The following is a 22,825-nucleotide window of genomic DNA, read 5'->3' on the forward strand; positions in this document are numbered from 1 at the left end:
TTTGATGAGAATACATATAAAAAAGCTGCCATTGAAGCCAGGCAGCTATTCCTCGAACATGTAACTATTAATTTTTCTTGTTAGAAGCAGATTTGTTTGTTGTTTTAGATTCCGCTTCTTCATTTTGAGCGTTAGTTTCGTTTTGTTTGAGGCGACCTTCTCTTTTTTTCGTATCTGCTGGTGCCGTAGCGACACTCTTTGTATTTTTAACATTTTTTGCAGAAGAGCTTGTCTTATTAGCTTGTGTGTTTGGCTTCTCGTTGTTAGTTGTCTGACTATTTTCGTATTCAGCTTCCACGTCGCTTGCTAGAGCTGCAGAAACTTGAGCGTAAGTATGGTCTGTATAGTTCATCATATTTTCGTATACTTCAGGGCTCGCGAGTCCATCAGGTTCTACGCTTGCTTCTTCTTTCTTAATCGTTTCAGTCCATTCTTTTGTTTCTTGAATAAGTTTTTTTCCTATAATTACTTCTTCAACAATAACTGGTCTTTTGGTTATTTCTACTCGTTCTTCCATGATTGGAACACGAATAATTTCATCTTCTGTAAGTGGGCCAGCGTTATAGTCTCCGTCAATTACAGGGCGGCGTTCAATATAAAACTCTTCTCTTGTAACAGGAACGTGTACAGTTCTTTCTTCCTCTATTACTTTTTTGTGGAGTTTTACTTCACCTACTTGAACGCGTTCTTTTAAGACATCTAATTTTTCTTCACGCAGTTGGACAGCTCTATGCTCGTTGTGTTCCGTATAGGTTCCGTACGCTGGAGTTTGTTCAGAGCTTACGGCATCTATCAAAATTAGAATTTTACCAGCAGCTACATCTGTCTCGCACTGCACGGCTGAGATGTCTGGGATGCCCATGCGGATTAATTTTGATTTCAAGCCGCTTCCTTGTTTGAGCCCCATGCCGCCTGTCATCATGGTAAAAAAGTTATCCATCATGACGCCAGCTAATGAACTTACGGCAGGCGAACCAGCTTCAATAATTACATTTGTATCATGACCTATTTGAAATGTATTGCTTTTACTATTAGAAATGACCATGATGTCTGTTTCTCGATAACCTTGACGTTTTAAATTATGGATAACATCTAAAGCTTCTTTTTCTGAAAAAAAAGTTCCGACTACACGTTTATTCATTCTCATTACTTCAGCTCCCTTTTTTATGAAAATAGATAATAGAAGTCCTTACAATTACTTCCACTATGTACATACCCTGCGAAAATTTAATTAAAACGTTTAAGAGAAAATTTTACAAATAGTGTGCAAATGTAACAAATACTCCATGTTTTCTTAACATAATATCGTGAAAAGGATTCGCTTCATAAAATAAGAGGATAAAAGAAAATAAGTAGGTCAAACTATTAGTGTAGATTTTCACAAAACCTTTTTAGATAATACTAAAAAGAGTATGATTAACGTGTGAGGTGAAGGTGAGTGAAGAAAGTCATTCATCAAGCAGCTTTTTTAATGCTAGTAAGTATTGTGCTTTGTATAATGCCATACCGTGCAGATGCGAATGAAAAGGAGCCGATGACATTATTTCTTGAGCGCGTGTATGTGGATGGAGTCGTAAGTCAAGAGATGATCAAAAGCCCTTCTATGACAAAAAAACAATTAATGAAAAAATATAAAAATTGGCGACTGCTTAAAGAAACCGATCGAGAGCTAGTTTTTAGAACAGGCATAGACGATATTTCACCTATTTTAAAAGACAACGGCTACGTAGGGCTTTCTGTTAACGGTATTCTCTCAGCATTTGAAGGCAAGCCAGCTTCGTCGCAGCACATTATACAGTCGTTTTTTCAAATTGACATCAAAAGGCTTGAAAGCTATCAGCATGAACAATTAAAGAAAGGTATTCGCGTTCAATCAAAAGATGAATATCTTTCCCTCATTAATTTCTATAAAATCTATCAGCTCCAGCAGCGGCCGCTTTCGATCAAGCAGCCGTTTTTTAGTATGGTAAAATAATTATTGAATTCAACATTCTAAATTGCTTCTATTTGCTTTTGGCGATATGTTAAAATGGTATTCAGCAGTCTAGTATTGTATATAACTTAAAAGGTCATTCATCAATAAAAGTGGGCGGTTCTATTTTTTACAGCTATTGTAAAAGTGGGTTGAGAAAGATGAAAAGAGGCGAACGTTCTCTTGAACGTCTTTTTAAAAGGAACTGTAAAGGAAAATAGAGAACGATGCGGGCAGGACTCTTCATAGGTAAGATGGAAGGTCACTGCCCGCGCGTACGTGAGTAAGGAGAGAGCTTATTGTTTGATTATATCAAAGGCACGGTTACATATATAAATCCTGAGTATATAGTAATTGAAAACAACGGAATAGGCTATCAGGTCTTTACGCCGAATCCATACGTGTTTTCAATTGATGAACAACCAAAAACGGTTTACACCTATCAATATGTAAGAGAAGACGTAATTGCACTTTACGGGTTTGCTTCGCGAGAACAAAAGGATTTATTTATGAAGTTAATTAGCGTGTCAGGAATCGGCCCAAAAGGCGGTTTAGCTATTTTAGCGTCAGGTAATCCAGCGCAGGTTGTCCAAGCTGTGGAGGAGGAAGACGAGAAGTTTTTAGTTAAGTTTCCAGGAGTAGGTAAAAAAACAGCTCGACAGATGATTCTAGATTTAAAAGGAAAGCTGCATGATATTGTACCAGATGCCGTTCCTTCTTTATTTGCAGATTTGGACGCACAAGAAGTCAAATCTCAAAGTTCAGAAGCACTCGATGAAGCGATTGAAGCACTTAAAGTATTAGGTTACGCAGAAAGAGAAATCAAAAAAATTGTTCCAGCTTTAATGAAGGAAACGATGACAACAGATCAGTATATTAAAGAAGCGCTAAAACGATTATTGAAACAATAAGTAAGGGAGGAGTAAAATGGACGATCGTATTGTAACGGGAGATGTTCTTGGTGAAGAAGAAATCATCGAGCAAAGTTTGCGGCCGCAAACCTTACAGCAGTATATTGGTCAGCATAAAGTAAAATCCCATCTTGACATTTTTATTAAAGCTGCCAAAATGCGAAGCGAAACGTTAGATCACGTGCTCTTATATGGTCCTCCAGGATTAGGTAAAACAACCCTTGCCACTATTATCGCTAATGAAATGGGCGTGCAAATCCGAACGACCTCAGGGCCAGCCATTGAGCGTCCAGGCGACTTAGCCGCGGTTTTAACCAGCTTAGAGCCTGGAGATGTGCTTTTTATTGATGAAATTCATCGATTAAATCGTTCTGTTGAAGAAGTACTGTACCCAGCAATGGAAGACTTCTGTTTGGACATTGTGATTGGAAAAGGGCCGAGTGCACGTTCTGTCCGTCTTGATTTGCCTCCGTTTACGCTAGTAGGTGCAACAACAAGAGCAGGGCTTTTATCTTCTCCTTTACGTGATCGCTTCGGCGTTTTAAGCCGTTTGGAATACTATCAAGAAGAAGATCTTGCTTCGATAGTAGAAAGAACAGCAGCTATTTTAGATGTAGAGATTGATCAGAAAGCGACGTTTGAGATGGCTAGGCGTGCTAGGGGAACTCCACGTATTGCGAATCGCTTGCTTCGAAGAGTCAGAGATTTTGCCCAGGTAAAAGGAGACGGAGCTATAACTGAAACCCTTGCTACTGAAGCATTAGAAATGTTACAGGTGGACCGTTTAGGTCTTGATCATATTGACCATAAATTATTAAGAGGGATTATTGAAAAATTTAGAGGCGGGCCTGTAGGCTTAGATACAATATCAGCTACTATTGGTGAAGAATCTCACACGATTGAAGATGTATACGAGCCTTATTTACTACAAATTGGCTTTTTGCAGCGAACGCCTCGAGGACGAATTGTGACTCCTTTGGTTTATGATCATTTTCAGCTGGAGGTGCCTGATCAGTGAATGATATGCCTAAGATGCTGATCACATTAGGAGGCATTTTAGTAGTCATTGGGCTGTTATGGCAGTTCGTTGGCAAGCTTCCTGGCGATATTTTTATTAAAAAAGGAAATACAACCTTTTATTTCCCGATTGTGACATGTATCCTAGTAAGCGTTGTGTTATCACTTATTTTTTATGTAATTGGCAGGTTTAAATAATTAAGTAGAAACAGGTGAACATTTTGAAAGTAGATTTATTTGATTTTCATTTACCAGAAGAATTGATTGCGCAAACGCCACTTGAGCAGCGAGATGCATCAAGACTCATGGTATTAAACAAAGAAACAGGAAATGTGAAACATCATATGTTTCATGACCTTCTTGATTATGTGCAAGAAGGAGATTGTTTAGTCTTAAACGATACGCGTGTTCTTCCTGCACGTTTATTTGGCACAAAAGAAGATACAGGTGCTAATATTGAAGTATTGCTTTTAAAGCAAACACAAGGCGATACGTGGGAGACGCTTGTAAAACCGGCTAAGAGAGTAAAAGAAGGAACGGTTATTTCGTTTGGTGACGGACGTCTGACTGCTGTATGCAAAGAAACGAGCGATCAAGGCGGACGTTTGCTAGAATTCAACTATGAAGGCATCTTTTATGAGGTGCTTGAACAGTTAGGAGAAATGCCGCTGCCGCCTTATATTAAAGAACGTTTGGATGATCAAGAGCGCTATCAAACGGTTTTTGCCCGTGAGCAAGGTTCTGCAGCAGCGCCAACAGCAGGTCTTCACTTTACAGAAGAGATGCTTGAACAGTTAAAAACAAAAGGTGTGCATATTGCATTTTTAACGCTTCATGTCGGATTAGGTACGTTCCGTCCAGTCAGCGTTGACGACTTAGAAGAGCACGATATGCACGCAGAGTTTTATCAAGTGAGTGAAGGAACCGCGGCTTTACTAAACAGCGTACGCGAAAAAGGCGGACGCATTATTTCAGTAGGTACAACTTCTACCCGTACTCTTGAAACAATTGCAACTGAGCATAACGGAAAATTTGTTGCTTCTTCAGGCTGGACCAATATTTTTATTTTCCCAGGGTATGAATTTAAAGCAATTGATGGAATGATTACAAACTTCCATCTTCCAAAATCTACGCTCATTATGCTTGTAAGTGCCTTAGCAGGAAGAGAAAACGTCATTTCTGCCTATGAACAAGCTGTAGCAGAGAAGTATCGCTTTTTCAGCTTCGGCGACGCGATGCTAATTTTGTAATTTAACATGAAAGGAATACATCAATGACAGCAATTCGTTACGAACATATAAAAACTTGTAAACAAACAGGAGCGCGTTTAGGTATTGTCCACACGCCTCATGGTTCATTTGAAACGCCTATTTTTATGCCAGTAGGCACATTAGCTACAGTAAAAACAATGTCTCCGGAAGATTTAAAAGCAATGGGGGCAGGCATTATTTTAAGTAATACGTACCATTTATGGCTTCGTCCAGGTCATGAAATTGTTAAAAAAGCAGGTGGTCTGCATAAATTTATGAACTGGGATCGTCCTATCTTAACAGATTCAGGCGGCTTCCAAGTTTTTAGTTTAAGCGATTTGCGCCGTATTGAAGAAGAAGGCGTTCATTTCCGCAACCATTTGAATGGAGACAAGCTTTTCCTATCTCCAGAAAAAGCGATGGACATTCAAAATGCGCTTGGGTCTGATATTATGATGGCATTTGATGAATGCCCTCCTTATCCAGCAGAGTATGACTACTTAAAACGTTCAGTAGAGCGTACTAGCCGATGGGCAGAGCGATGTCTTGAGGCTCACAGCCGCCCTCAAGACCAAGGTCTTTTTGGAATTGTTCAAGGCGGAGAGTTTGAAGATTTACGCCGTCAAAGTGCAGCTGATTTAGTATCAATGGACTTCCCAGGTTATGCTGTGGGAGGCCTGTCAGTTGGAGAACCAAAAGATGTGATGAATCGTGTGCTAGAGTTTACGACGCCATACTTGCCAACTGACAAACCTCGTTATTTAATGGGAGTAGGATCACCTGACTCGTTAATTGATGGGGCAATTCGCGGGATTGACATGTTTGACTGCGTATTACCAACGCGTATTGCACGTAACGGAACGCTTATGACAAGTGAAGGTCGTCTTGTTGTTAAAAATGCCAAATATGCAGAAGACTTCGGTCCGATTGATCCAAACTGTGACTGCTACACATGTCAAAATTATTCAAGAGCGTATATTCGCCACTTAATTCGCTGTAATGAAACGTTTGGAATTCGTTTAACATCTTACCATAACTTATATTTTCTGCTAAACTTAATGGAGCAAGTCCGTGAAGCCATTCGCGAAGACCGACTTGGCGATTTCCGCGATGAGTTCTTTGAAAAATATGGGTTTAACGGCCCAGACGCAAAGAATTTCTAGGTCACTACAGGAATTTTCATCAAATTTATGAATGAGTACCTGTTGATAATATAAATAAAAGGAGGAGTTTTCATGGGTGTTTTACAAAATATTTGGCCATTACTTTTAATGTTTGTCATTTTCTATTTCTTGTTAATCCGTCCACAGCAAAAACGTCAAAAAAACGTACAGCAAATGCAATCAGCACTTAAAAAAGGTGATAAGATTGTTACAATTGGCGGTATGCACGGTTTGGTAGAAGCAATCGATGAGTCACAAGTTGTGGTTCGCAGCACTGACGGTTCAAAATTAACATTTGACCGCAATGCTATTCGTGAAGTAAGAAGCGTAGATTAATAAAAAAACGTCACGTACATGTACGTGACGTTTTTTTATGCTTCTCGTGAACCGGAAATGTTTACGCCAACAATTCCCCCGAGAATAGCGACTCCAATAAACCCAGCGTGAAATAAAAGCTGCTGTGCAGAAAACAGGTGACTATAGCCGAGGAATTGCAGCAAAAACATTAAAAAAGAATAAGAAATACCAGTGGCTCCTCCAACAAGCAGTCCCTTTGAACCGTTTCGTCCTCCCGCTATAAATCCTCCGATAAACAGTGTAATAAATGAGAGAATAAGTAAAAATAAACGTACGGACTGTTCTTCAAGCGATGTGAATTTTAAAATAAGCGAAAAGATAATGCTAATCGCTAAAGCCATCACTAAGATTGTTGCTACCCCTGCAAATACAGCGTTGCTCATTCGTTTTGCACCCAACTTGTTTCCCCCTCATGAAATAAAAAGATAGGTGAACCCTTAGTACGAGCATATTCGGGATGACTTCAAAATAGACGCATAAAAGTAAGGCTATTTTAAAATAAATGGTACAAACTACAAGGGAATACATAAAGGAGGTCTTTGCAGTGGAACTATTAATCATGGTTGCGCGAACCGTGCTTTTGTATGTAGTAGTTTTAATTATTTTTCGCGTTATGGGCAAAAGGGAAATAGGAGAGCTGAGCATTTTGGATTTAGTTGTCTTTATTATGATTGCTGAAATGGCAGTAATGGCTATTGAAAACCCAAAAGATCCTTTGCTGTATTCAATTCTTCCGATGTTAACGCTTCTTATTATTCAAATTGGTTTAGCTATATGGTCTCTTAAAAGCAATCGAATGCGAAATTTTATTGATGGTAAACCTAGTATTATCATTGAAAATGGAAAAATAAATGAACATGAAATGAAAAGGCAGCGATATAACTTCAATGATTTGCTTGTGCAGCTGCGAGATAAAAATATAAAAAATGTAGCTGATGTTGAATTTGCTATTTTAGAATCTTCAGGAAGGCTATCCGTGTTTGAAAAAGATCAGCAATCAGGTAAAAAAGGCAATTTGAATTTGCCTTTTATCATTGACGGCGTTATTCAAGAAGAGCATCTGTTGCATGAACATAAAACAACGGAATGGTTAAGGCAGGAGTTAGAGAAACTGGGGCATTCAAACTTAGACAAGATTTCATATTGCAGCTACGACAACGGAAAATTTTTTATAGATTTAATAGATGTGAAACAATAAAACGCGGAGTGCTCCGCGTTTTATTTTCGTTTAAAATAACGTAAAACAGAAAAGCGATTTAATTCTTCTTTTGTTATCAGTCTAAAAAGCAGCAAAAACAGTACATATACAAAGCTTGTCAGTGCAATTGATAAAATGGTTCGTAAGCTTAACGGGATGGAAGTGAAAAGGTTCATATAAGCAAAGTGTCCAATAAAGCCTGATATGCCCATTACAGCAAAGCTGCGAAGATACTCAAACACATGAAGCTTATACGTGATTTTTTTCATGACCGTAGACAGATGTAAAAGAGTGACAAGCATCATTCCCACAACAATTGCAAGGCCAGCTCCCATAATGCCTAGATTGGGCTGAGTTGCGAGTAAGAAGATAAGAGACGTTTTGACCGCTGCTCCTATAAAACTGTTAATCATGGCGGCTTTTGCAAGGTCTAGCGCCTGCAGAACAGCTTGAAGCGGCCCTTGAAAGTAATAAAAGATAAAAAAAGGCGCCATGACTTTGACAAAAATAGCAGCTTTGTCAGAACCATACATCAATTCCATTACCGGATTAGCAAATACATAAAGAACAACAACGGCCAGTCCGCCTGTTACAAACGACAAGCGGAGAGCTTGATGAAGCCGATATTCGATTTGTTTCATTTGATTCTGTGCAAGAGATTCACTGATTGCGGGAACCAAAGAAGTGGATAGAGACACCGTTACAAAAGAAGGCAGCATCAGGAGAGGGAGTGCAAAGCCTGTTAATTCTCCGTACTGCTTCGTTGCTACCGCTGTCGCTACTCCTGCAATTGCTAAACTTTGAGCTACTACAATAGGTTCTAAAAACCAAGAAATTGACCCAATCATGCGGCTTCCTGTCGTGGGAAGAGCGATTCGCATTAAGTCAAGGAACGTATCTTTGCCCGCATGTAAAGAAGCAAAAAATTTTCGTCTTACCGTTATTTTCTTCTTTCGCTTGAACATAAACACCATGTAAAACAGGGAAGCGAGCTCTCCAAATACCGAAGAGAGCATAGCGCCAGCCGCGGCGTACTCAATTCCATAAGGTAAAAATGCTTTTGTACAGACAGCAATTAACGTAATTCGCACCACTTGTTCAATAATTTGAGAATAAGCAGCGGGCTTCATTTGCTGCTTTCCTTGAAAATATCCGCGAATGACAGACGACACGGCGATGATCGGAATAACAGGAATAATCGCAAGCAGCGGATAGATCGTACGTGAATCTGTAAAGAAGGTTTTTGCTACAACGGGAGCGAATAATATTAGTCCGAGCGTAAATAAAACGCTCAGCGTACACGTAATACTTAAAGAGACGACAAGTATTTTTTTTATTTTATGCCTGTCACCTAAAGCTTCTGCTTCTGCCACTAACTTTGAAATGGCAACCGGTAGCCCAAGCTGTGTTAAGGTGATTACTAATACCAGCGTGGGGACCGCCATCATATAAAGTCCCACACCTTCGTCTCCAATCATTCGAGCCACCACAATTCGATTGACAAACCCGAGTACACGTGTAATTAAGCCAGCAATTATTAAAATAATAGTTCCCTGTAAAAATTTAGACATATACTCACTGCTTTCTTGAGGTTTATACAGTGAATATATGCGCCGTCGGTGTCCAAGCATGACAAGTATTCCTCATACGAGAAAGAAATTTTACGCAAAATGTCAAACGGAAAGGAGGATCAATATGACACATCCATTTATTTCAGCTTCGAAAGAACTTATACAGCCTGTCGTATCCAGCAAAATGGAAGAATTTCATATGCTTGGATATGAAGAAGTAACGGAGAACGATTTATTGAGTTATTTGGAAATGAAAAAATGGAAAAAAGAAAAGGAGCTATCTCTCCATCAAGTTGTAAATGATATTTTATCTGTTAAGATCACGCAGGTGATGAGCTATGTAACCATTGAATCTTATAAATCTGATATGTTCTCAAGTGTTAATAATGGAGAAGACTGGAAAGAATTATTAAAGTAGAGTTTGTAAAATACATGTATTAAAATTTGATAAGGTCTTTATTTGACAGACATTAGGTTATGAATGATAATTAGATTGGTCATTTATCTATTGTTATCATTTCATGTTTTTTACATAAGAAGGAGGATTTTCTGTCGATGGTTAAAAGAGGACGTATCGTTGCCTTTTTCCTCTTAGTACTGCTTGTGTTTAGTACAATCGGAACAACGATGACTGGAATTACAAAAGATATTAAACTTGGCCTCGACCTTCAAGGTGGATTTGAAATTTTATATAAAGTCAGTCCAGCTAAAAAAGGCGATGTCATTGACAAAAAGGCACTTAACAGCACGGTTGAAGCGCTGCGTCAACGTGTCGATGTACTGGGAGTTAGTGAGCCCAGCATTCAAATTGAAGGAAACGACCGCATCCGTGTTCAGCTAGCTGGTGTCACGAATCAAAAGCAAGCTAGGGATCTGTTATCAACTCAAGCAAACTTAACGTTCCGTGACGTGAACGATAAGGTGCTGATGGATGGTACAGACTTAGCGCAAGGCGGGGCAAAGCAATCGTTTGACCAAAGCAATCAGCCTAGCGTCTCACTAAAGTTAAAAAATGCGAAAAAATTTGAAAAGATTACGCGAGAGCTTTCTCAAAAACCAGCACCTAACAATTTAATTGTCATTTGGCTGGATTATGAAGAAGGAAAAGACTCGTACCAAAAAGAATCAGCAAAACAAAATCCGAAGTACCTGTCTGCAGCTTCTGTTAGCAGCGTGTTAACACAGCCAGATGTTGAAATTTCAGGTGGAAACTTCACAGTGAAAAGTGCAACGCAGCTGGCGGAATTACTAAACGCCGGGTCGCTGCCGGTTAAATTGGATGAGCTATACTCTACATCCGTTGGAGCACAGTTTGGAGAAGAAGCTCTTCACACAACTATATTAGCGGGTATTATCGGTATCGGAATTATTTTCCTTTACATGCTGTTTTTCTACCGTTTACCGGGGCTTATTGCCATTATTACACTCAGTTTTTATATCTACTTAAACTTAGTTGTATTTGACTGGATGCACGTGGTTATGACGCTTCCAGGTATTGCGGCTCTTATTCTCGGCGTAGGTATGGCAGTAGATGCGAATATTATTACCTACGAGCGGATTAAAGATGAACTGAAAACAGGAAGGTCTGTTATATCGGCTTACCGGGCAGGAAATCGTCGTTCACTTGCGACCATTTTTGATGCCAATATTACAACAATGTTAGCGGCTCTTGTACTGTTCTTTTACGGTACAAGCTCAGTAAAAGGATTCGCTACAACTTTGATGATCGGGATTGTGCTAAGCTTTGTAACTGCTGTTTATGGTACTCGTTTACTAATGAGCCTTTTAGTAAACAGCCGCTGGTTTGATAAAAAACCAGGCTACTTTGGCGTAAAGAAAGAGCAAATTCACGATTTAAGCAAAGATGACGGCACAACCGTTTTACCTACGCGTTGGGATAAAATCGACTTTGTTAAATACCGTAAAGCGTTCTTCACATTCTCAAGCGTGCTCGTGATTATCGGTATTATCTCGGTTGCTGTGTTTAGGCTGAACCTCGGTATTGACTTTACGAGCGGAACTCGTATAGAGATTCCGGCAAATCATACCGTTACGCAGGCTGAGATACAGCGTGAAATGAAGTCTCTTGATATCGAAACGGATGACGTAGTTATTACAGGAAAAAGTAATGATACGGGTGTCGTACGTGTAGTTGGGGTCTTGAATAAAAAAGAAATTGCCAATTTAAAAGATCACTTTAAAGACAAATACGGTTCTGAACCAAACGTAAGCACCGTTTCGCCGACGGTTGGAAAAGAACTGGCGAAAAATGCGATGCTTGCGATTTTAATTGCTTCAATCGGAATTATCATTTATGTAACGATTCGATTCGAGTTTTACATGGCGCTTGCAGCCGTGCTTGCTCTGTTGCATGATGCGTTCTTTATCGTTACGGTCTTCAGCTTAACGAGATTAGAAGTTGATTTAACGTTTATCGCCGCTGTCTTGACGATTGTTGGTTACTCAATTAACGATACGATCGTTACGTTTGACCGCATTCGTGAAAATATGCAGAAATTTAAATCCAAAACGTTTGACGACTTGGCGTTTATCGTAAACCTAAGTTTGCGTGAAACGTTTACTCGTTCGATGAATACCGTGTTAACAGTTGTGATTGCAGTTGTAGCACTTCTTCTATTCGGAAGTGAGTCCATTCAAAACTTCTCAATTGCCCTGTTAGTAGGTTTAATTCTTGGTGCATATTCATCTGTGTTTATTGCTGCGCAGCTATGGCTTGTGTGGAAAGGAAAACAGTTGAAGCGTGAGGAACAAAAAGAAGTAGAAAGCAAGTAATTCAAAAACGTGCGAAGTGTTCGCACGTTTTTTTGTACGTGAAAATTTAAGGCGCACTGTCAGAAAAATATGCTTATTTTCTTTCGTTGCTCCATTTCATCCACTCTAGTATAATAATGTGGGTTAAGGGGTGAAGAGACATGTTACAGTCAAAAAAACGTTGGAATGTTCAAGAATGTGATGAACAACTTGTTAATGAATTTGTAGAAAACCTCAATATTACACCTCTAGTAGCTTCGTTATTACTTAATAGAGGCATGACAACAGTAGAAGCGGCACGTGAGTTTTTACACGTTGATGCACAAACGTTCCACGATCCTTTTTTATTGCACGATATGGACAAAGCAGTAGCTCGTATTCAGCAAGCAATTGATCATAATGAAAAAATTATGATCTATGGAGATTACGATGCGGACGGCGTCAGCAGTACTTCAGTTATGTTATCTGCTTTACAGCAGCTCGGCGCTGATACTGATTTTTATATTCCTAATCGCTTTACAGAAGGTTATGGGCCGAATAAGGTAGCATTTGATAAAATAAACGCAGGCGGCTATCAGCTGGTGATTACGGTAGACACAGGTATTTCGGCAGTCGAAGAAACGGCGTATGCACGTGAATTAGATTTTGATTTAATTATTACTGATCACCACGAGCCGGGTCCGGTTTTACCCGATGCGTATGCAATTATTCATCCAAAGCTTCCGGGAAGTACATATCCATTTAAAGAACTGGCAGGTGTAGGAGTGGCTTTTAAACTCGCTCATGCGCTGTTAGGGGAGCTTCCGGAACATTTGTTAGAACTAGCAGTGATTGGGACGATTGCTGACTTAGTTCCTTTAGTCGACGAAAACCGCTTAATTGCTCGCAAAGGTCTTGACTATCTCAAGCTCACGAAGCGTACTGGAATTGAAGCGCTGCTGAGCGTATGTGGAGTAAAACGCGAAGAAATTACTGAAGATACAATTGGATTTGCCATGGCTCCTCGCATTAATGCAGTAGGACGTCTTCAAGATGCTGATCCAGCTGTTCATTTGCTTATGACAACAAATGCTGAAGAAGCAAAAGGTTTAGCTAAAGAAATTGATGCGTTAAACAAGGAAAGGCAGCAAATCGTAAATGATATTACGGAAGAAGCCGTTGAATTTGTTGAAAGTTTGTATCCTCCGGATGAAAATAGCGTTCTTATTGTAGAGGGAGAAGGATGGAATGCAGGCGTTGTTGGAATTGTTGCTTCTAGGCTCGTAGAAAAGTTCTACAGACCGACAATTGTATTAAGTGTTGACTCTGAAAACCATATTGCTAAAGGTTCAGCAAGAAGTATCCAAGGCTTTGACTTATTCGCGAACTTATCTAAATGCCGTGACATTTTGCCGCATTTTGGAGGGCATCCAATGGCAGCCGGCATGACGTTAAACAGCGAGGATGTAGAAGAACTGCGCAGACGCCTTAATGAACAAGCAAGCAACGTGTTAACTCAACAGGACTTTATTCCAATTACATCAGTTGATACAGTATGCAAAACAGAGGAAATTACGCTGGAAAACATTGAACAAATGAGTGCGCTTGCTCCATTTGGTATGCATAATCCGAAGCCAAAAGTTCTCATTAAAGATGTTCATACAACATCTATGCGGAAAATTGGCGCGAATAAAAATCATTTAAAACTCGTATTTGAAGACAGCGGTGTATCGGTTGATGCAGTAGGATTTGGGTTAGGCTATATATTAGATGAAGTATCTCCTATAGCTAAGGTATCATTAGTAGGTGAACTATCTATTAATGAGTGGAACAATATGCGCAAACCGCAGCTGATGGTAGAAGATATCTCTGTAGATGAGTGGCAGATGTTTGATTATCGCAGCGCGGTTGATGTCAAACGTTTCTTTGAACAGGTATTCACAGATCAAATGAAAGTTGTTGCTTTTCACGATTCAACAATTGATAAATACAAGTCGATGCTGCCGATGGAACATGTTGTTCTTATTCAAAATGAAGAACAGGCAAAAGCATGCATGTTTGCAGGAGAACAGATCGTTTTATTAGATTTGCCTCCGTCACAGAAGTGGCTTGAAGCTTTGTTTGTCCAAGGTATTCCTTCTAGGATATACGCTATTTTCTTAACGGAAGAAGACCATTATTTTGATACAATCCCAACTCGCGATCACTTTAAATGGTTCTACGGCTTTTTAGCGAAAAAGGGTCCTTTTGATTTAAAACGCTACAAAGAAGATTTAGCAATTCATAAGGGCTGGTCGAAAGAAACGATTGATTTTATGGCAAAGGTGTTTTTTGAGTTAGAATTTGTTACAATAAACAATGGCTTAATTTCGTTAGTGAAAAATTCTACGAAACGTGATTTAATAGAATCTGCGACTTATCGCCAAAAGCAGCAGCAGATTGAAATAGAAAAAAACTTTATTTATACGTCATATGTACAGCTTAAAAATCAATTTCAAGATATTTTTAAGCGTTCGATTGAATGAGGAGGCAACATTAGAATGAATTTTAAAGATTATATTACAATTGTACCTGACTGGCCAAAACCAGGTATTACATTTAAAGATATCTCAACATTAATGGATAACGGTGACGCATACCGTGCCGCAACGGATGAGATTGTAAAATATGCCAATGATAAACAAGTTGATATTATCGTAGGACCGGAAGCTCGCGGATTTATCGTTGGTTGTCCAGTAGCATATGCGTTAGGTATCGGCTTTGCACCTGTTCGTAAAGAAGGAAAATTACCGCGTGAAGTAATTAAAGTAGATTACGGTTTAGAATACGGTAAAGACGTATTAACGATTCACAAAGATGCAATTAAGCCAGGTCAGCGCGTGTTGATTACAGATGATTTATTAGCAACAGGCGGTACAATTGAAGCGACAATTAAGCTTGTTGAAGAATTAGGCGGAATTGTTGTTGGAGCTGCGTTCTTAATTGAACTTTCTTACCTTGACGGCCGTGACAAACTAGACGGTTACGATGTATTCACATTAATGACGTATTAAGAAGAACGATCACATAAAAAAGAGTACCTGATACAGGTGCTCTTTTTTCGTTAAAAAACGTGAATACGTAAAATGGAAATGATGTAAATTTCATAAATTAGACGCAAAGGCTTTACATCCTTGGATTTTTTCAAGATAATAGTTACAATATGAATTAAAAATGCTAGTTGATAAAAGGTGATTTCATGGCAAATGAGCAAGTCCTAACAGCGGAACAGGTCATTGACAATACGAAGCGATATTTAAATGAAGAAGACGTGGCTTTTGTACAAAAAGCATATGATTTTGCAAAAGAAGCTCACAAAGAACAATATCGCAAGTCGGGTGAACCATATATTATCCACCCGATTCAAGTCGCAGGAATTTTAGTTGATCTAGATATGGATCCAGCAACAATTGCAGCTGGATTTCTACATGATGTGGTCGAAGATACAGAGATAACACTAAAGGATTTAGAAAAAGCTTTTAACGAAGAAGTAGCAATGCTAGTAGACGGCGTAACGAAACTTGGGAAAATTAAATATAAGTCTAAAGAAGAGCAGCAGGCTGAAAATCACCGCAAGATGTTTGTGGCAATGGCTCAAGATATTCGAGTCATACTGATTAAACTTGCGGATCGTCTTCATAACATGCGTACGCTGAAGCATTTACCGCAGGAAAAGCAGCGACGCATTTCAAATGAAACGCTTGAAATTTTTGCTCCTCTTGCTCATCGTCTTGGTATTTCAAAAATTAAGTGGGAGCTTGAAGATACAGCTTTACGTTACTTAAATCCTCAGCAATATTATCGCATTGTCAATTTGATGAAGAAAAAGCGTGCGGAACGCGAGCAATATTTGGCTGAAGTTATTGATGAAGTTCGTGAGCAAGTAGATGAAGTGTCGATTAAAGTTGAAATTTCAGGACGTCCAAAACATATTTATTCCATTTATCGTAAAATGGCACTGCAAAACAAGCAGTTTAATGAAATTTACGATTTACTAGCTGTGCGCATTATTGTAAATAGCATTAAAGACTGCTATGCGGTGTTAGGGATTATTCACACGTGCTGGAAACCAATGCCAGGACGTTTCAAAGATTATATTGCGATGCCAAAACAAAATATGTACCAGTCTCTTCATACGACGGTTATCGGACCAAAAGGTGATCCGTTAGAAGTTCAAATTCGAACATTTGACATGCACCAAATTGCTGAGTATGGAATTGCTGCTCACTGGGCTTACAAAGAGGGAAAAACAGCTGAGCATGCTTCATTTGAAGAAAAGTTAACGTGGTTTAGAGAAATTTTAGAATTTCAAAATGATGCAAACGATGCAGAAGAGTTTATGGAATCTCTAAAAGTTGATTTGTTTTCTGACATGGTTTATATTTTTACGCCAAAAGGCGACGTCATTGAGCTTCCTTCGGGTTCTGTTCCAATTGATTTTTCCTATCGTATTCATTCTGAAATCGGAAATAAAACCATTGGAGCAAAAGTCAACGGCAAGATGGTTACGCTTGATTACCGTTTGAAAACGGGGGACATTATCGAAATTTTGACGTCTAAGCATTCATATGGTCCAAGCAAGGACTGGTTAAAGCTTGCTCAAACGTCTCAAGCCAAAAATAAAATTCGCCAATTCTTTAAAAAGCAAAGCCGCGATGAAAATATTGAAAAAGGCAAAGAGCTGGTTGAAAAAGAAATTCGTCAAATGGAGTTTGACTTAAAAGAAGTATTAACAGCTGATAATATCAAACGAGTAGCGGAGAAGTTTAATTTCTCAAATGAAGATGATATGTATGCAGCTATTGGATATAACGGATTAACTGCGGCTCAAGTAGCTAATCGTTTAACCGAGAAGTGGAGAAAGCAGCGCGATCAAGAACAAGAGATCCAAATTGATGACATTGCACGCGACACTGCGGCTAAACGTGTTCGCCAGCATAAACGAAAAGATTCCGGTGTTATCGTACCGGGTGTAGAGAACATGCTGATTCGCTTGTCTAAATGCTGTAATCCAGTTCCCGGAGATGAGATTGTTGGTTTTATTACAAAGGGGCGGGGAGTATCTGTTCATAGAGCAGATTGTTTAAACGTTCACACAGATGATGCTGAAAGCCGTCTTATTCCTGTAGAGTGGGAAACACATATTAAAGAAGGCAAAGAGTTTAATGTGGAAATTGAAATTTCGGGCTACGACCGTCGAGGCTTACTAAATGAAGTTCTGCAGGTTGTAAACGAGACTAAAACGAATATTTCAGCCGTTTCAGGAAAATCGGACCGAAACAAAATGGCTACGATTCATATGTCAATTTCTATTCATAACATCAGTCATCTTCATAAAGTGGTCGAGCGCATTAAGCAGCTTCGAGACATTTATTCAGTTCGCCGAATTATGCATTAAGAAAGGTCGTTATACATGAGAGTAGTCGTACAAAGAGCAAAGAATGCAAAAGTAACTGTTGCAGGCGAGACGGTCGGTGAGATAGAGCACGGATATATGCTTTTAGTCGGTATTACCCACGAGGATACTGAAGCCGATGCAGAGTATGTAGCAGACAAAATTGTAAATTTGCGAGTGTTTGAAGATGAGTCTGGCAAAATGAATTTGTCGCTTCTAGATGTAGAAGGAGAAATTTTATCGGTATCTCAATTTACGCTTTACGGAGATTGCCGAAAAGGCAGAAGACCAAACTTTATGGAAGCTGCTAGGCCAGATCATGCTGTAACGATTTACAACTATTTTAATAAAGTATTATCAGGAAAAAATATTCGAGTAGAAACCGGCGCATTTGGCGAAATGATGGACGTATCATTTACGAATGACGGACCGGTCACACTTATTGTAGAAAGCAAAGAAAAAACGCAGGCTCACAGATGAGTCTGCGTTTTTTCTTTGTTTTGAAAGTAGTGATTTAATCCTTCAGCGATAGCGGATGTAATCATTTGCTGATAACTGATGGAATTAATATACGTTTCTTCCCGTTCGTTGCTTAAAAAGCCCAGTTCAATTAATGTACTCGGACGTGTATTTTCGCGAAGAACATAATAGTTTCCAAATCGTTCTCCTTTGTCTTTCAATTTTGCATGTTCAATGAGTGACTGATGAATAGAATGTGTGAGTGGACTGTCCTGATGCTGATGATAATGATAATAATACGTCATAAGGCCAGTTAGCTGTGAGCTGTTCGTACTGTTGTAGTGAACGCTTATAAAAGCATCTGCTTTAGTCGATTGCAGCGTGCGCTGTGAAAGCAGAACGTACTCATCACGGGTGCGGGTTAAAATGACGTGTGCGCCTTCTTTTTGAAGTTTGTTTTGTAAAATCAGCGCTGTTCGGAGAGTGAGATCTTTTTCATATGTGCCCTGTGTGCCGATGGCTCCTTTGTCTTTTCCTCCATGGCCTGCATCAATAATAATGGTTTTGCCCTTTAGGTGCTGCAAGCTTTTACTCAGCGTATAAACAGGCTGGCGCTGCGCTACTTGCATGCTAGGCTGAACGCTGCGGAGCGCTACGGTTTTCGTGAATTTTTTAAACACCCAGCCTTGAATACCCGAGCTTTCTACATAATACCAATCTCCTTGACGGTCTGAAACGGATAGTCTTGTATTCTTCGTCAATTTATTTGTAATTGAAAATGAACGTCCTGGACCGCTGCGTACATGAAGAGAGTCAGCTGTTACAACAATGGGTTGATGCACCGGTACATTTGGGCGCTCAAATGAGGAAGAGCACAGTAACAAAAGGATACTTGCAGCCAAAACAGATACAGACTTCATGTTAAGATGGCGAATAGATAGACCTCCTTTTTATAACAAAATAGAGTATTCGATGAAAAGAAAAAAAATCCTTTCTCTTATGTAAAAACATCTTTTTTGGGCAATGCTAATAAAAGGATAAGTAAGTGTAGGCAGGGAGGAAGAAACGATGAAGTTTAGTGAAAAAGGTGAACAATCATTTCAGCAGGTAAATCCGGTATTTGGCATTCATTTTCATGATTTTATTGATAGAGAAAGTGAAGCCTCATCCCTTGAATTGGCTTCTGAATTTGGTTTAACGCTTCGAGATATTCAGAAACTAAGAAAACAATTAGACCGCTCTTAACATGAAAGGTGCTTGACAACTGCTCATTTCATTCGTAATATAGAAAGCAATTGCTAAATTAAAATGAATGTATAACATTTTTATATTGATAAGCCAAAGATCGAGAAAAGTAGTAAAGATGACACATGGCTAGAGAGGAAATGTCTTAGGCTGAAAGCATTTCTACATGATGACTTTATGAAAGAACACTCAGGAGGCTTCACTCTGAAAAGGGAAACTTAGTAGGAGATGAACGTGTTCGTGCGTTAACGAAATGAGTGGAAACATGTCATATGTTTCAATTAGGGTGGTACCACGTGAGATTAACTCTCGTCCCTACTATGGAAAAATAGTAGAGGCGAGAGTTTTTTTGTATTGTAAATTTTAAATATAGGAGGCATATCACGTTATGTCAGTTCAAATACCTAGAGGCACACAAGATATTTTACCGGGCAAAGTAGAATATTGGCAGTTTGTTGAACAGCGAGCAAGAGAAATCTGCCGTGCGTTCAACTACCAAGAAATTCGTACACCAATGTTTGAACACACTGAATTATTTTTGCGCGGAGTGGGAGAAACAACGGATATCGTGCAAAAAGAAATGTACACATTTAAGGATCGAGGCGACCGCAGCTTAACACTTCGTCCAGAAGGAACAGCTGCAGTTGGACGATCATTTGTTTCAAATAAAATGTTTGGAAATCCAACGCAGCCAACAAAGCTGTTTTATATCGGTCCTATGTTTCGTTATGAACGACCTCAAGCGGGACGTTTCCGTCAATTCGTTCAGTTTGGCGTAGAAGCATTAGGGGTAAATGATCCAGCTATCGACGCTGAAGTTCTTGCCTTGTTAATGAGCTTTTACCAATCGCTTGGATTAAAAAAATTAAAGCTGGTTGTTAACAGTCTAGGAGATACAGAAAGTCGTCAAGCTCACCGTCAAGCACTTATCGATCACTTTGCACCTCGCATCGGAGAGTTTTGCAGCGACTGTCAAAGCCGATTGGAGAAAAATCCTCTTCGTATTTTAGATTGTAAAAAAGATCGTGACCATGAACTGATGGCTACAGCGCCGTCTATTCTTGATTATTTAAACGACTATTCAAAAGAATATTTTGAAAAAGTACAGCAGTACTTAACCGATTTAGACATTGACTATGTTGTAGATCCGACGCTAGTACGCGGGTTAGATTATTATAATCACACAGCATTTGAACTAATGAGTGAAGCAGAAGGATTTGGCGCCATTACAACTCTTTGCGGCGGAGGCCGTTATAATGGGCTGATTCAAGAAATCGGCGGACCTGAAACACCAGGTATTGGATTCGCTTTAAGCATTGAACGCTTATTATCTGCATTGGAAGCAGAAGGAATTGAGCTTCCGGTAGAAACTGGCGTAGATTGCTATGTAGTGACAATGGGCGATGAGGCGAAAGAAAAATCTGTTTCAATTGTAAATACGCTTCGACGTGCAGGTTTTGTAGCAGATAAAGATTATCAAGATAAAAAAATGAAAGCTCAGTTCAAAGCAGCCGATCGTGTACAAGCAAAATTTGTTGTTGTTCTAGGTGAAGATGAGCTAGCAAAACAAGTTGTAAACGTAAAGAATATGGAATCTGGCGAACAGCAAGAAGTATCAATTGATCAATTGGTTAGCTATTTGCAGGAACAAGTATAAGGGGGAACCATGATGACAAAACGTTCATACTACTGTGGAGATGTAACAGAACAAGCAACTGGCGAAACAGTTCTATTAAAAGGATGGGTTCAAAAGCGCCGTGATTTAGGCGGATTAATTTTTATTGATTTACGCGACCGCGGCGGAGTTGTGCAAGTTGTATTTAATCCTGAAAAATCTGCTGAAGCGCTAAAAATTGCTGAAGATGTACGTAATGAATTCGTACTGGAAGTGCAGGGAACTGTTGTAGCTCGTGAAGAGGGAACCGTTAACCCGAACTTAAAAACAGGTAAAATTGAAGTTCACGCTGAGCAAATTACAGTGTTGAATAAAGCCAAAACACCTCCTTTTGCCATTGCGGATCAAACGGAAGTATCAGAAGATGTTCGATTAAAATATCGTTATTTAGATCTTCGACGTTCTGAAATGTTTAACACGCTTAAAATGCGCAATGACATTACAAAAACAATTCGCGACTTCTTAGATCAAAATGACTTTTTAGATGTTGAAACACCTATTTTAACAAAAAGCACGCCAGAAGGTGCACGTGATTATCTTGTGCCGAGCCGCGTACACGAAGGTGAGTTTTATGCTCTTCCTCAATCACCGCAAATCTTTAAGCAACTGTTAATGGTAAGCGGAGTTGAGCGTTATTATCAAATTGCTCGCTGTTTCCGCGATGAGGACTTGCGTGCAGATCGTCAGCCTGAATTTACTCAAATCGATATTGAAACATCATTTTTATCTCAAGAGGACATCATGACAATGACGGAAGAAATGATGTCTAAAGTAATGAAGCGCGTAAAAGATTTAGATGTAACGACGCCTTTCCCGCGCATGTCGTATGATGAAGCGATGAGCCGCTATGGTTCAGATAAGCCGGATACACGTTTTGAAATGGAGCTAGTCAACTTATCAGAGCTTGTGAAAGACTGCGGGTTTAAAGTATTTAGCGCAGCAGTTGAAAACGGCGGAGAAGTAAAAGCGATTAACGTAAAAGGTGCCGCTTCTAGCTATTCACGTAAAGATATCGATGCTTTAACAGAGTTCGTGAAAATTTACGGTGCTAAAGGGTTAGCATGGCTGAAAGTTGAAGCAGACGGCTTAAAAGGACCTATTGCAAAATTCTTCAACGAAGATGAGCAAAAGCAATTTGCTGAAGCTCTTCAAACGGAAGAAGGAGATTTACTTTTATTTGTAGCTGATAAAAAGTCAGTTGTAGCAGATGCACTTGGCGCTCTTCGTCTAAAGCTTGCAAAAGAACAAGGGATTATTGATGAAACGAAATTTAACTTCCTATGGGTAACAGATTGGCCTCTTCTTGAGCATGACGAAGAAGACAACCGTTACTACGCGGCTCATCATCCATTCACAATGCCAGTTCGTGAAGATTTACCAATGTTAGAAAGCGATCCTGGACAAGTCCGTGCACAAGCATATGACTTAGTGTTGAATGGTTACGAACTTGGCGGAGGATCTTTACGTATTTATGAGCGTGATATTCAAGAAAAAATGTTTAAAACGCTTGGATTTACATTAGAAGAAGCATATGAGCAGTTCGGTTTCTTACTTGAAGCATTTGAATACGGTACTCCTCCTCACGGCGGAATTGCGTTAGGTCTTGACCGTTTGGTTATGCTTTTAGCAGGACGCACAAACTTGCGCGATACAATTGCCTTCCCTAAAACAGCAAGTGCAAGCTGTCTATTAACAAACGCACCTGGTGAAGTAAGTGAAGCGCAATTAGACGAGCTGCATTTGCAGGTAAAAAAGCAAAAAACAGAAGCGTAATCGATTAAACCATCTGTTAAATCGAGCCTGTCACGGGAGCACGACAGGC

21 protein-coding genes and 1 other annotated feature are annotated in these 22,825 nt (G+C 39.4%); of the genes, 17 read left to right on the forward strand and 4 right to left on the reverse strand.

All coding sequences use genetic code 11. The features are described from left to right. Positions 1-67 precede the first annotated feature (67 nt). A complete protein-coding gene (locus ACNHOZ_RS01380) occupies positions 68-1,147 on the reverse strand; it encodes a YsnF/AvaK domain-containing protein (RefSeq protein ID WP_028411701.1) in 1,080 nt (359 codons plus the stop codon). A 291-nt stretch (positions 1,148-1,438) separates the two neighbouring features. Here ACNHOZ_RS01380 and ACNHOZ_RS01385 point away from each other — a divergent pair, with 291 nt between their 5' ends. The 7 genes from ACNHOZ_RS01385 to yajC all read left to right on the forward strand — a co-directional run bounded on the left by ACNHOZ_RS01385 (position 1,439) and on the right by yajC (position 6,649). Further along, positions 1,439-1,975 carry a BofC C-terminal domain-containing protein gene (locus ACNHOZ_RS01385; protein ID WP_053074053.1) on the forward strand — a complete coding sequence of 179 codons (537 nt, stop codon included), beginning with the start codon at positions 1,439-1,441 and terminating at the stop codon, positions 1,973-1,975. Between the two features lie 296 nt (positions 1,976-2,271). Beyond that, the gene (gene ruvA, locus ACNHOZ_RS01390; protein WP_028411699.1) at positions 2,272-2,883 is read left to right on the forward strand and encodes a Holliday junction branch migration protein RuvA; all 612 of its coding nucleotides are present in this window, start codon (positions 2,272-2,274) and stop codon (positions 2,881-2,883) included. A 16-nt stretch (positions 2,884-2,899) separates the two neighbouring features. Continuing rightward, positions 2,900-3,901, forward strand: a complete 1,002-nt coding sequence (gene ruvB, locus ACNHOZ_RS01395) for a Holliday junction branch migration DNA helicase RuvB (RefSeq protein WP_028411698.1) — start codon at positions 2,900-2,902, stop codon at positions 3,899-3,901. Beyond that, positions 3,898-4,098 (forward strand): DUF2905 domain-containing protein, encoded by a 201-nt coding sequence (locus ACNHOZ_RS01400; RefSeq protein WP_028411697.1) that lies wholly within the window; start codon positions 3,898-3,900, stop codon positions 4,096-4,098. Before ruvB ends, ACNHOZ_RS01400 begins: the two co-directional genes overlap by 4 nt. Before the next feature lie 23 nt (positions 4,099-4,121). Next, positions 4,122-5,150, forward strand: a complete 1,029-nt coding sequence (gene queA, locus ACNHOZ_RS01405; protein ID WP_048019724.1) for a tRNA preQ1(34) S-adenosylmethionine ribosyltransferase-isomerase QueA — start codon at positions 4,122-4,124, stop codon at positions 5,148-5,150. 23 nt (positions 5,151-5,173) lie between these two features. Next, entirely contained in the window at positions 5,174-6,313 is a 1,140-nt protein-coding gene (gene tgt / locus ACNHOZ_RS01410) for a tRNA guanosine(34) transglycosylase Tgt (protein ID WP_013059317.1), read from the forward strand. A 72-nt stretch (positions 6,314-6,385) separates the two neighbouring features. Next, entirely contained in the window at positions 6,386-6,649 is a 264-nt protein-coding gene (gene yajC / locus ACNHOZ_RS01415) for a preprotein translocase subunit YajC (RefSeq protein WP_028411695.1), read from the forward strand. 35 nt (positions 6,650-6,684) lie between these two features. Here the strand turns inward: yajC and ACNHOZ_RS01420 are convergent, their stop codons facing one another. Then, positions 6,685-7,068 (reverse strand): TIGR04086 family membrane protein, encoded by a 384-nt coding sequence (locus tag ACNHOZ_RS01420; RefSeq protein WP_034265495.1) that lies wholly within the window; start codon positions 7,066-7,068, stop codon positions 6,685-6,687. Between the two features lie 146 nt (positions 7,069-7,214). Here ACNHOZ_RS01420 and ACNHOZ_RS01425 point away from each other — a divergent pair, with 146 nt between their 5' ends. Further along, on the forward strand, positions 7,215-7,868 hold the full coding sequence (locus ACNHOZ_RS01425) for a DUF421 domain-containing protein (RefSeq protein WP_028411694.1): 654 nt from the start codon (positions 7,215-7,217) through the stop codon (positions 7,866-7,868). A gap of 20 nt (positions 7,869-7,888) precedes the next feature. Here the strand turns inward: ACNHOZ_RS01425 and spoVB are convergent, their stop codons facing one another. Beyond that, the gene (spoVB, locus tag ACNHOZ_RS01430; protein WP_028411693.1) at positions 7,889-9,499 is read right to left on the reverse strand and encodes a stage V sporulation protein B; all 1,611 of its coding nucleotides are present in this window, start codon (positions 9,497-9,499) and stop codon (positions 7,889-7,891) included. 64 nt (positions 9,500-9,563) lie between these two features. Between spoVB and ACNHOZ_RS01435 the strand changes: the two genes are divergently transcribed. The 6 genes from ACNHOZ_RS01435 (at position 9,564) to dtd (ending at position 18,104) form a co-directional block, all read left to right on the forward strand. Continuing rightward, complete coding sequence (locus ACNHOZ_RS01435) at positions 9,564-9,857, forward strand: post-transcriptional regulator (RefSeq protein WP_028411692.1); 294 nt, start codon at positions 9,564-9,566, stop codon at positions 9,855-9,857. Between the two features lie 137 nt (positions 9,858-9,994). Then, positions 9,995-12,232 carry a protein translocase subunit SecDF gene (gene secDF, locus ACNHOZ_RS01440; protein ID WP_047749810.1) on the forward strand — a complete coding sequence of 746 codons (2,238 nt, stop codon included), beginning with the start codon at positions 9,995-9,997 and terminating at the stop codon, positions 12,230-12,232. Positions 12,233-12,372: 140 nt separating this feature from the next. After that, entirely contained in the window at positions 12,373-14,715 is a 2,343-nt protein-coding gene (gene recJ / locus ACNHOZ_RS01445) for a single-stranded-DNA-specific exonuclease RecJ (protein WP_255905702.1), read from the forward strand. A 15-nt stretch (positions 14,716-14,730) separates the two neighbouring features. Beyond that, entirely contained in the window at positions 14,731-15,243 is a 513-nt protein-coding gene (locus ACNHOZ_RS01450) for an adenine phosphoribosyltransferase (protein ID WP_013059309.1), read from the forward strand. A 185-nt stretch (positions 15,244-15,428) separates the two neighbouring features. After that, positions 15,429-17,627, forward strand: a complete 2,199-nt coding sequence (locus ACNHOZ_RS01455; RefSeq protein WP_013059308.1) for a RelA/SpoT family protein — start codon at positions 15,429-15,431, stop codon at positions 17,625-17,627. Between the two features lie 15 nt (positions 17,628-17,642). Continuing rightward, on the forward strand, positions 17,643-18,104 hold the full coding sequence (gene dtd / locus ACNHOZ_RS01460) for a D-aminoacyl-tRNA deacylase (protein WP_028411689.1): 462 nt from the start codon (positions 17,643-17,645) through the stop codon (positions 18,102-18,104). Here the strand turns inward: dtd and ACNHOZ_RS01465 are convergent. After that, entirely contained in the window at positions 18,095-18,985 is an 891-nt protein-coding gene (locus tag ACNHOZ_RS01465; protein WP_255905701.1) for an N-acetylmuramoyl-L-alanine amidase, read from the reverse strand. The two genes, dtd and ACNHOZ_RS01465, sit on opposite strands and share 10 nt — an antisense overlap. Before the next feature lie 166 nt (positions 18,986-19,151). On the opposite strand from ACNHOZ_RS01465, the gene ACNHOZ_RS01470 reads away from it, so the two are divergent. The 3 genes from ACNHOZ_RS01470 to aspS all read left to right on the forward strand — a co-directional run bounded on the left by ACNHOZ_RS01470 (position 19,152) and on the right by aspS (position 22,776). After that, positions 19,152-19,328, forward strand: a complete 177-nt coding sequence (locus tag ACNHOZ_RS01470) for a hypothetical protein (RefSeq protein ID WP_013059305.1) — start codon at positions 19,152-19,154, stop codon at positions 19,326-19,328. Between the two features lie 87 nt (positions 19,329-19,415). Next, positions 19,416-19,648 (forward strand) — a binding site (T-box leader). Positions 19,649-19,716: 68 nt separating this feature from the next. Further along, on the forward strand, positions 19,717-20,985 hold the full coding sequence (gene hisS, locus ACNHOZ_RS01475; RefSeq protein WP_028410586.1) for a histidine--tRNA ligase: 1,269 nt from the start codon (positions 19,717-19,719) through the stop codon (positions 20,983-20,985). Between the two features lie 12 nt (positions 20,986-20,997). Beyond that, complete coding sequence (aspS, locus tag ACNHOZ_RS01480; RefSeq protein WP_013059303.1) at positions 20,998-22,776, forward strand: aspartate--tRNA ligase; 1,779 nt, start codon at positions 20,998-21,000, stop codon at positions 22,774-22,776. Positions 22,777-22,825 lie beyond the last annotated feature (49 nt).

It is taken from the genome of Priestia sp. D51 (genome assembly GCF_053345675.1).

Coding starts and splice junctions, on each gene's coding strand:
- ACNHOZ_RS01380 (WP_028411701.1), bottom strand. CDS start 1,147: ATGAGAATGAATAAACGTGTAGTCGGAACTTTTTTTTCAGAAAAAGAA.
- ruvB (WP_028411698.1), top strand. CDS start 2,900: ATGGACGATCGTATTGTAACGGGAGATGTTCTTGGTGAAGAAGAAATC.
- tgt (WP_013059317.1), top strand. CDS start 5,174: ATGACAGCAATTCGTTACGAACATATAAAAACTTGTAAACAAACAGGA.
- yajC (WP_028411695.1), top strand. CDS start 6,386: ATGGGTGTTTTACAAAATATTTGGCCATTACTTTTAATGTTTGTCATT.
- spoVB (WP_028411693.1), bottom strand. CDS start 9,499: ATGCTTGGACACCGACGGCGCATATATTCACTGTATAAACCTCAAGAA.
- ACNHOZ_RS01435 (WP_028411692.1), top strand. CDS start 9,564: ATGACACATCCATTTATTTCAGCTTCGAAAGAACTTATACAGCCTGTC.
- secDF (WP_047749810.1), top strand. CDS start 9,995: ATGGTTAAAAGAGGACGTATCGTTGCCTTTTTCCTCTTAGTACTGCTT.
- recJ (WP_255905702.1), top strand. CDS start 12,373: ATGTTACAGTCAAAAAAACGTTGGAATGTTCAAGAATGTGATGAACAA.
- ACNHOZ_RS01450 (WP_013059309.1), top strand. CDS start 14,731: ATGAATTTTAAAGATTATATTACAATTGTACCTGACTGGCCAAAACCA.
- ACNHOZ_RS01455 (WP_013059308.1), top strand. CDS start 15,429: ATGGCAAATGAGCAAGTCCTAACAGCGGAACAGGTCATTGACAATACG.
- dtd (WP_028411689.1), top strand. CDS start 17,643: ATGAGAGTAGTCGTACAAAGAGCAAAGAATGCAAAAGTAACTGTTGCA.
- ACNHOZ_RS01470 (WP_013059305.1), top strand. CDS start 19,152: ATGAAGTTTAGTGAAAAAGGTGAACAATCATTTCAGCAGGTAAATCCG.
- hisS (WP_028410586.1), top strand. CDS start 19,717: ATGTCAGTTCAAATACCTAGAGGCACACAAGATATTTTACCGGGCAAA.
- aspS (WP_013059303.1), top strand. CDS start 20,998: ATGACAAAACGTTCATACTACTGTGGAGATGTAACAGAACAAGCAACT.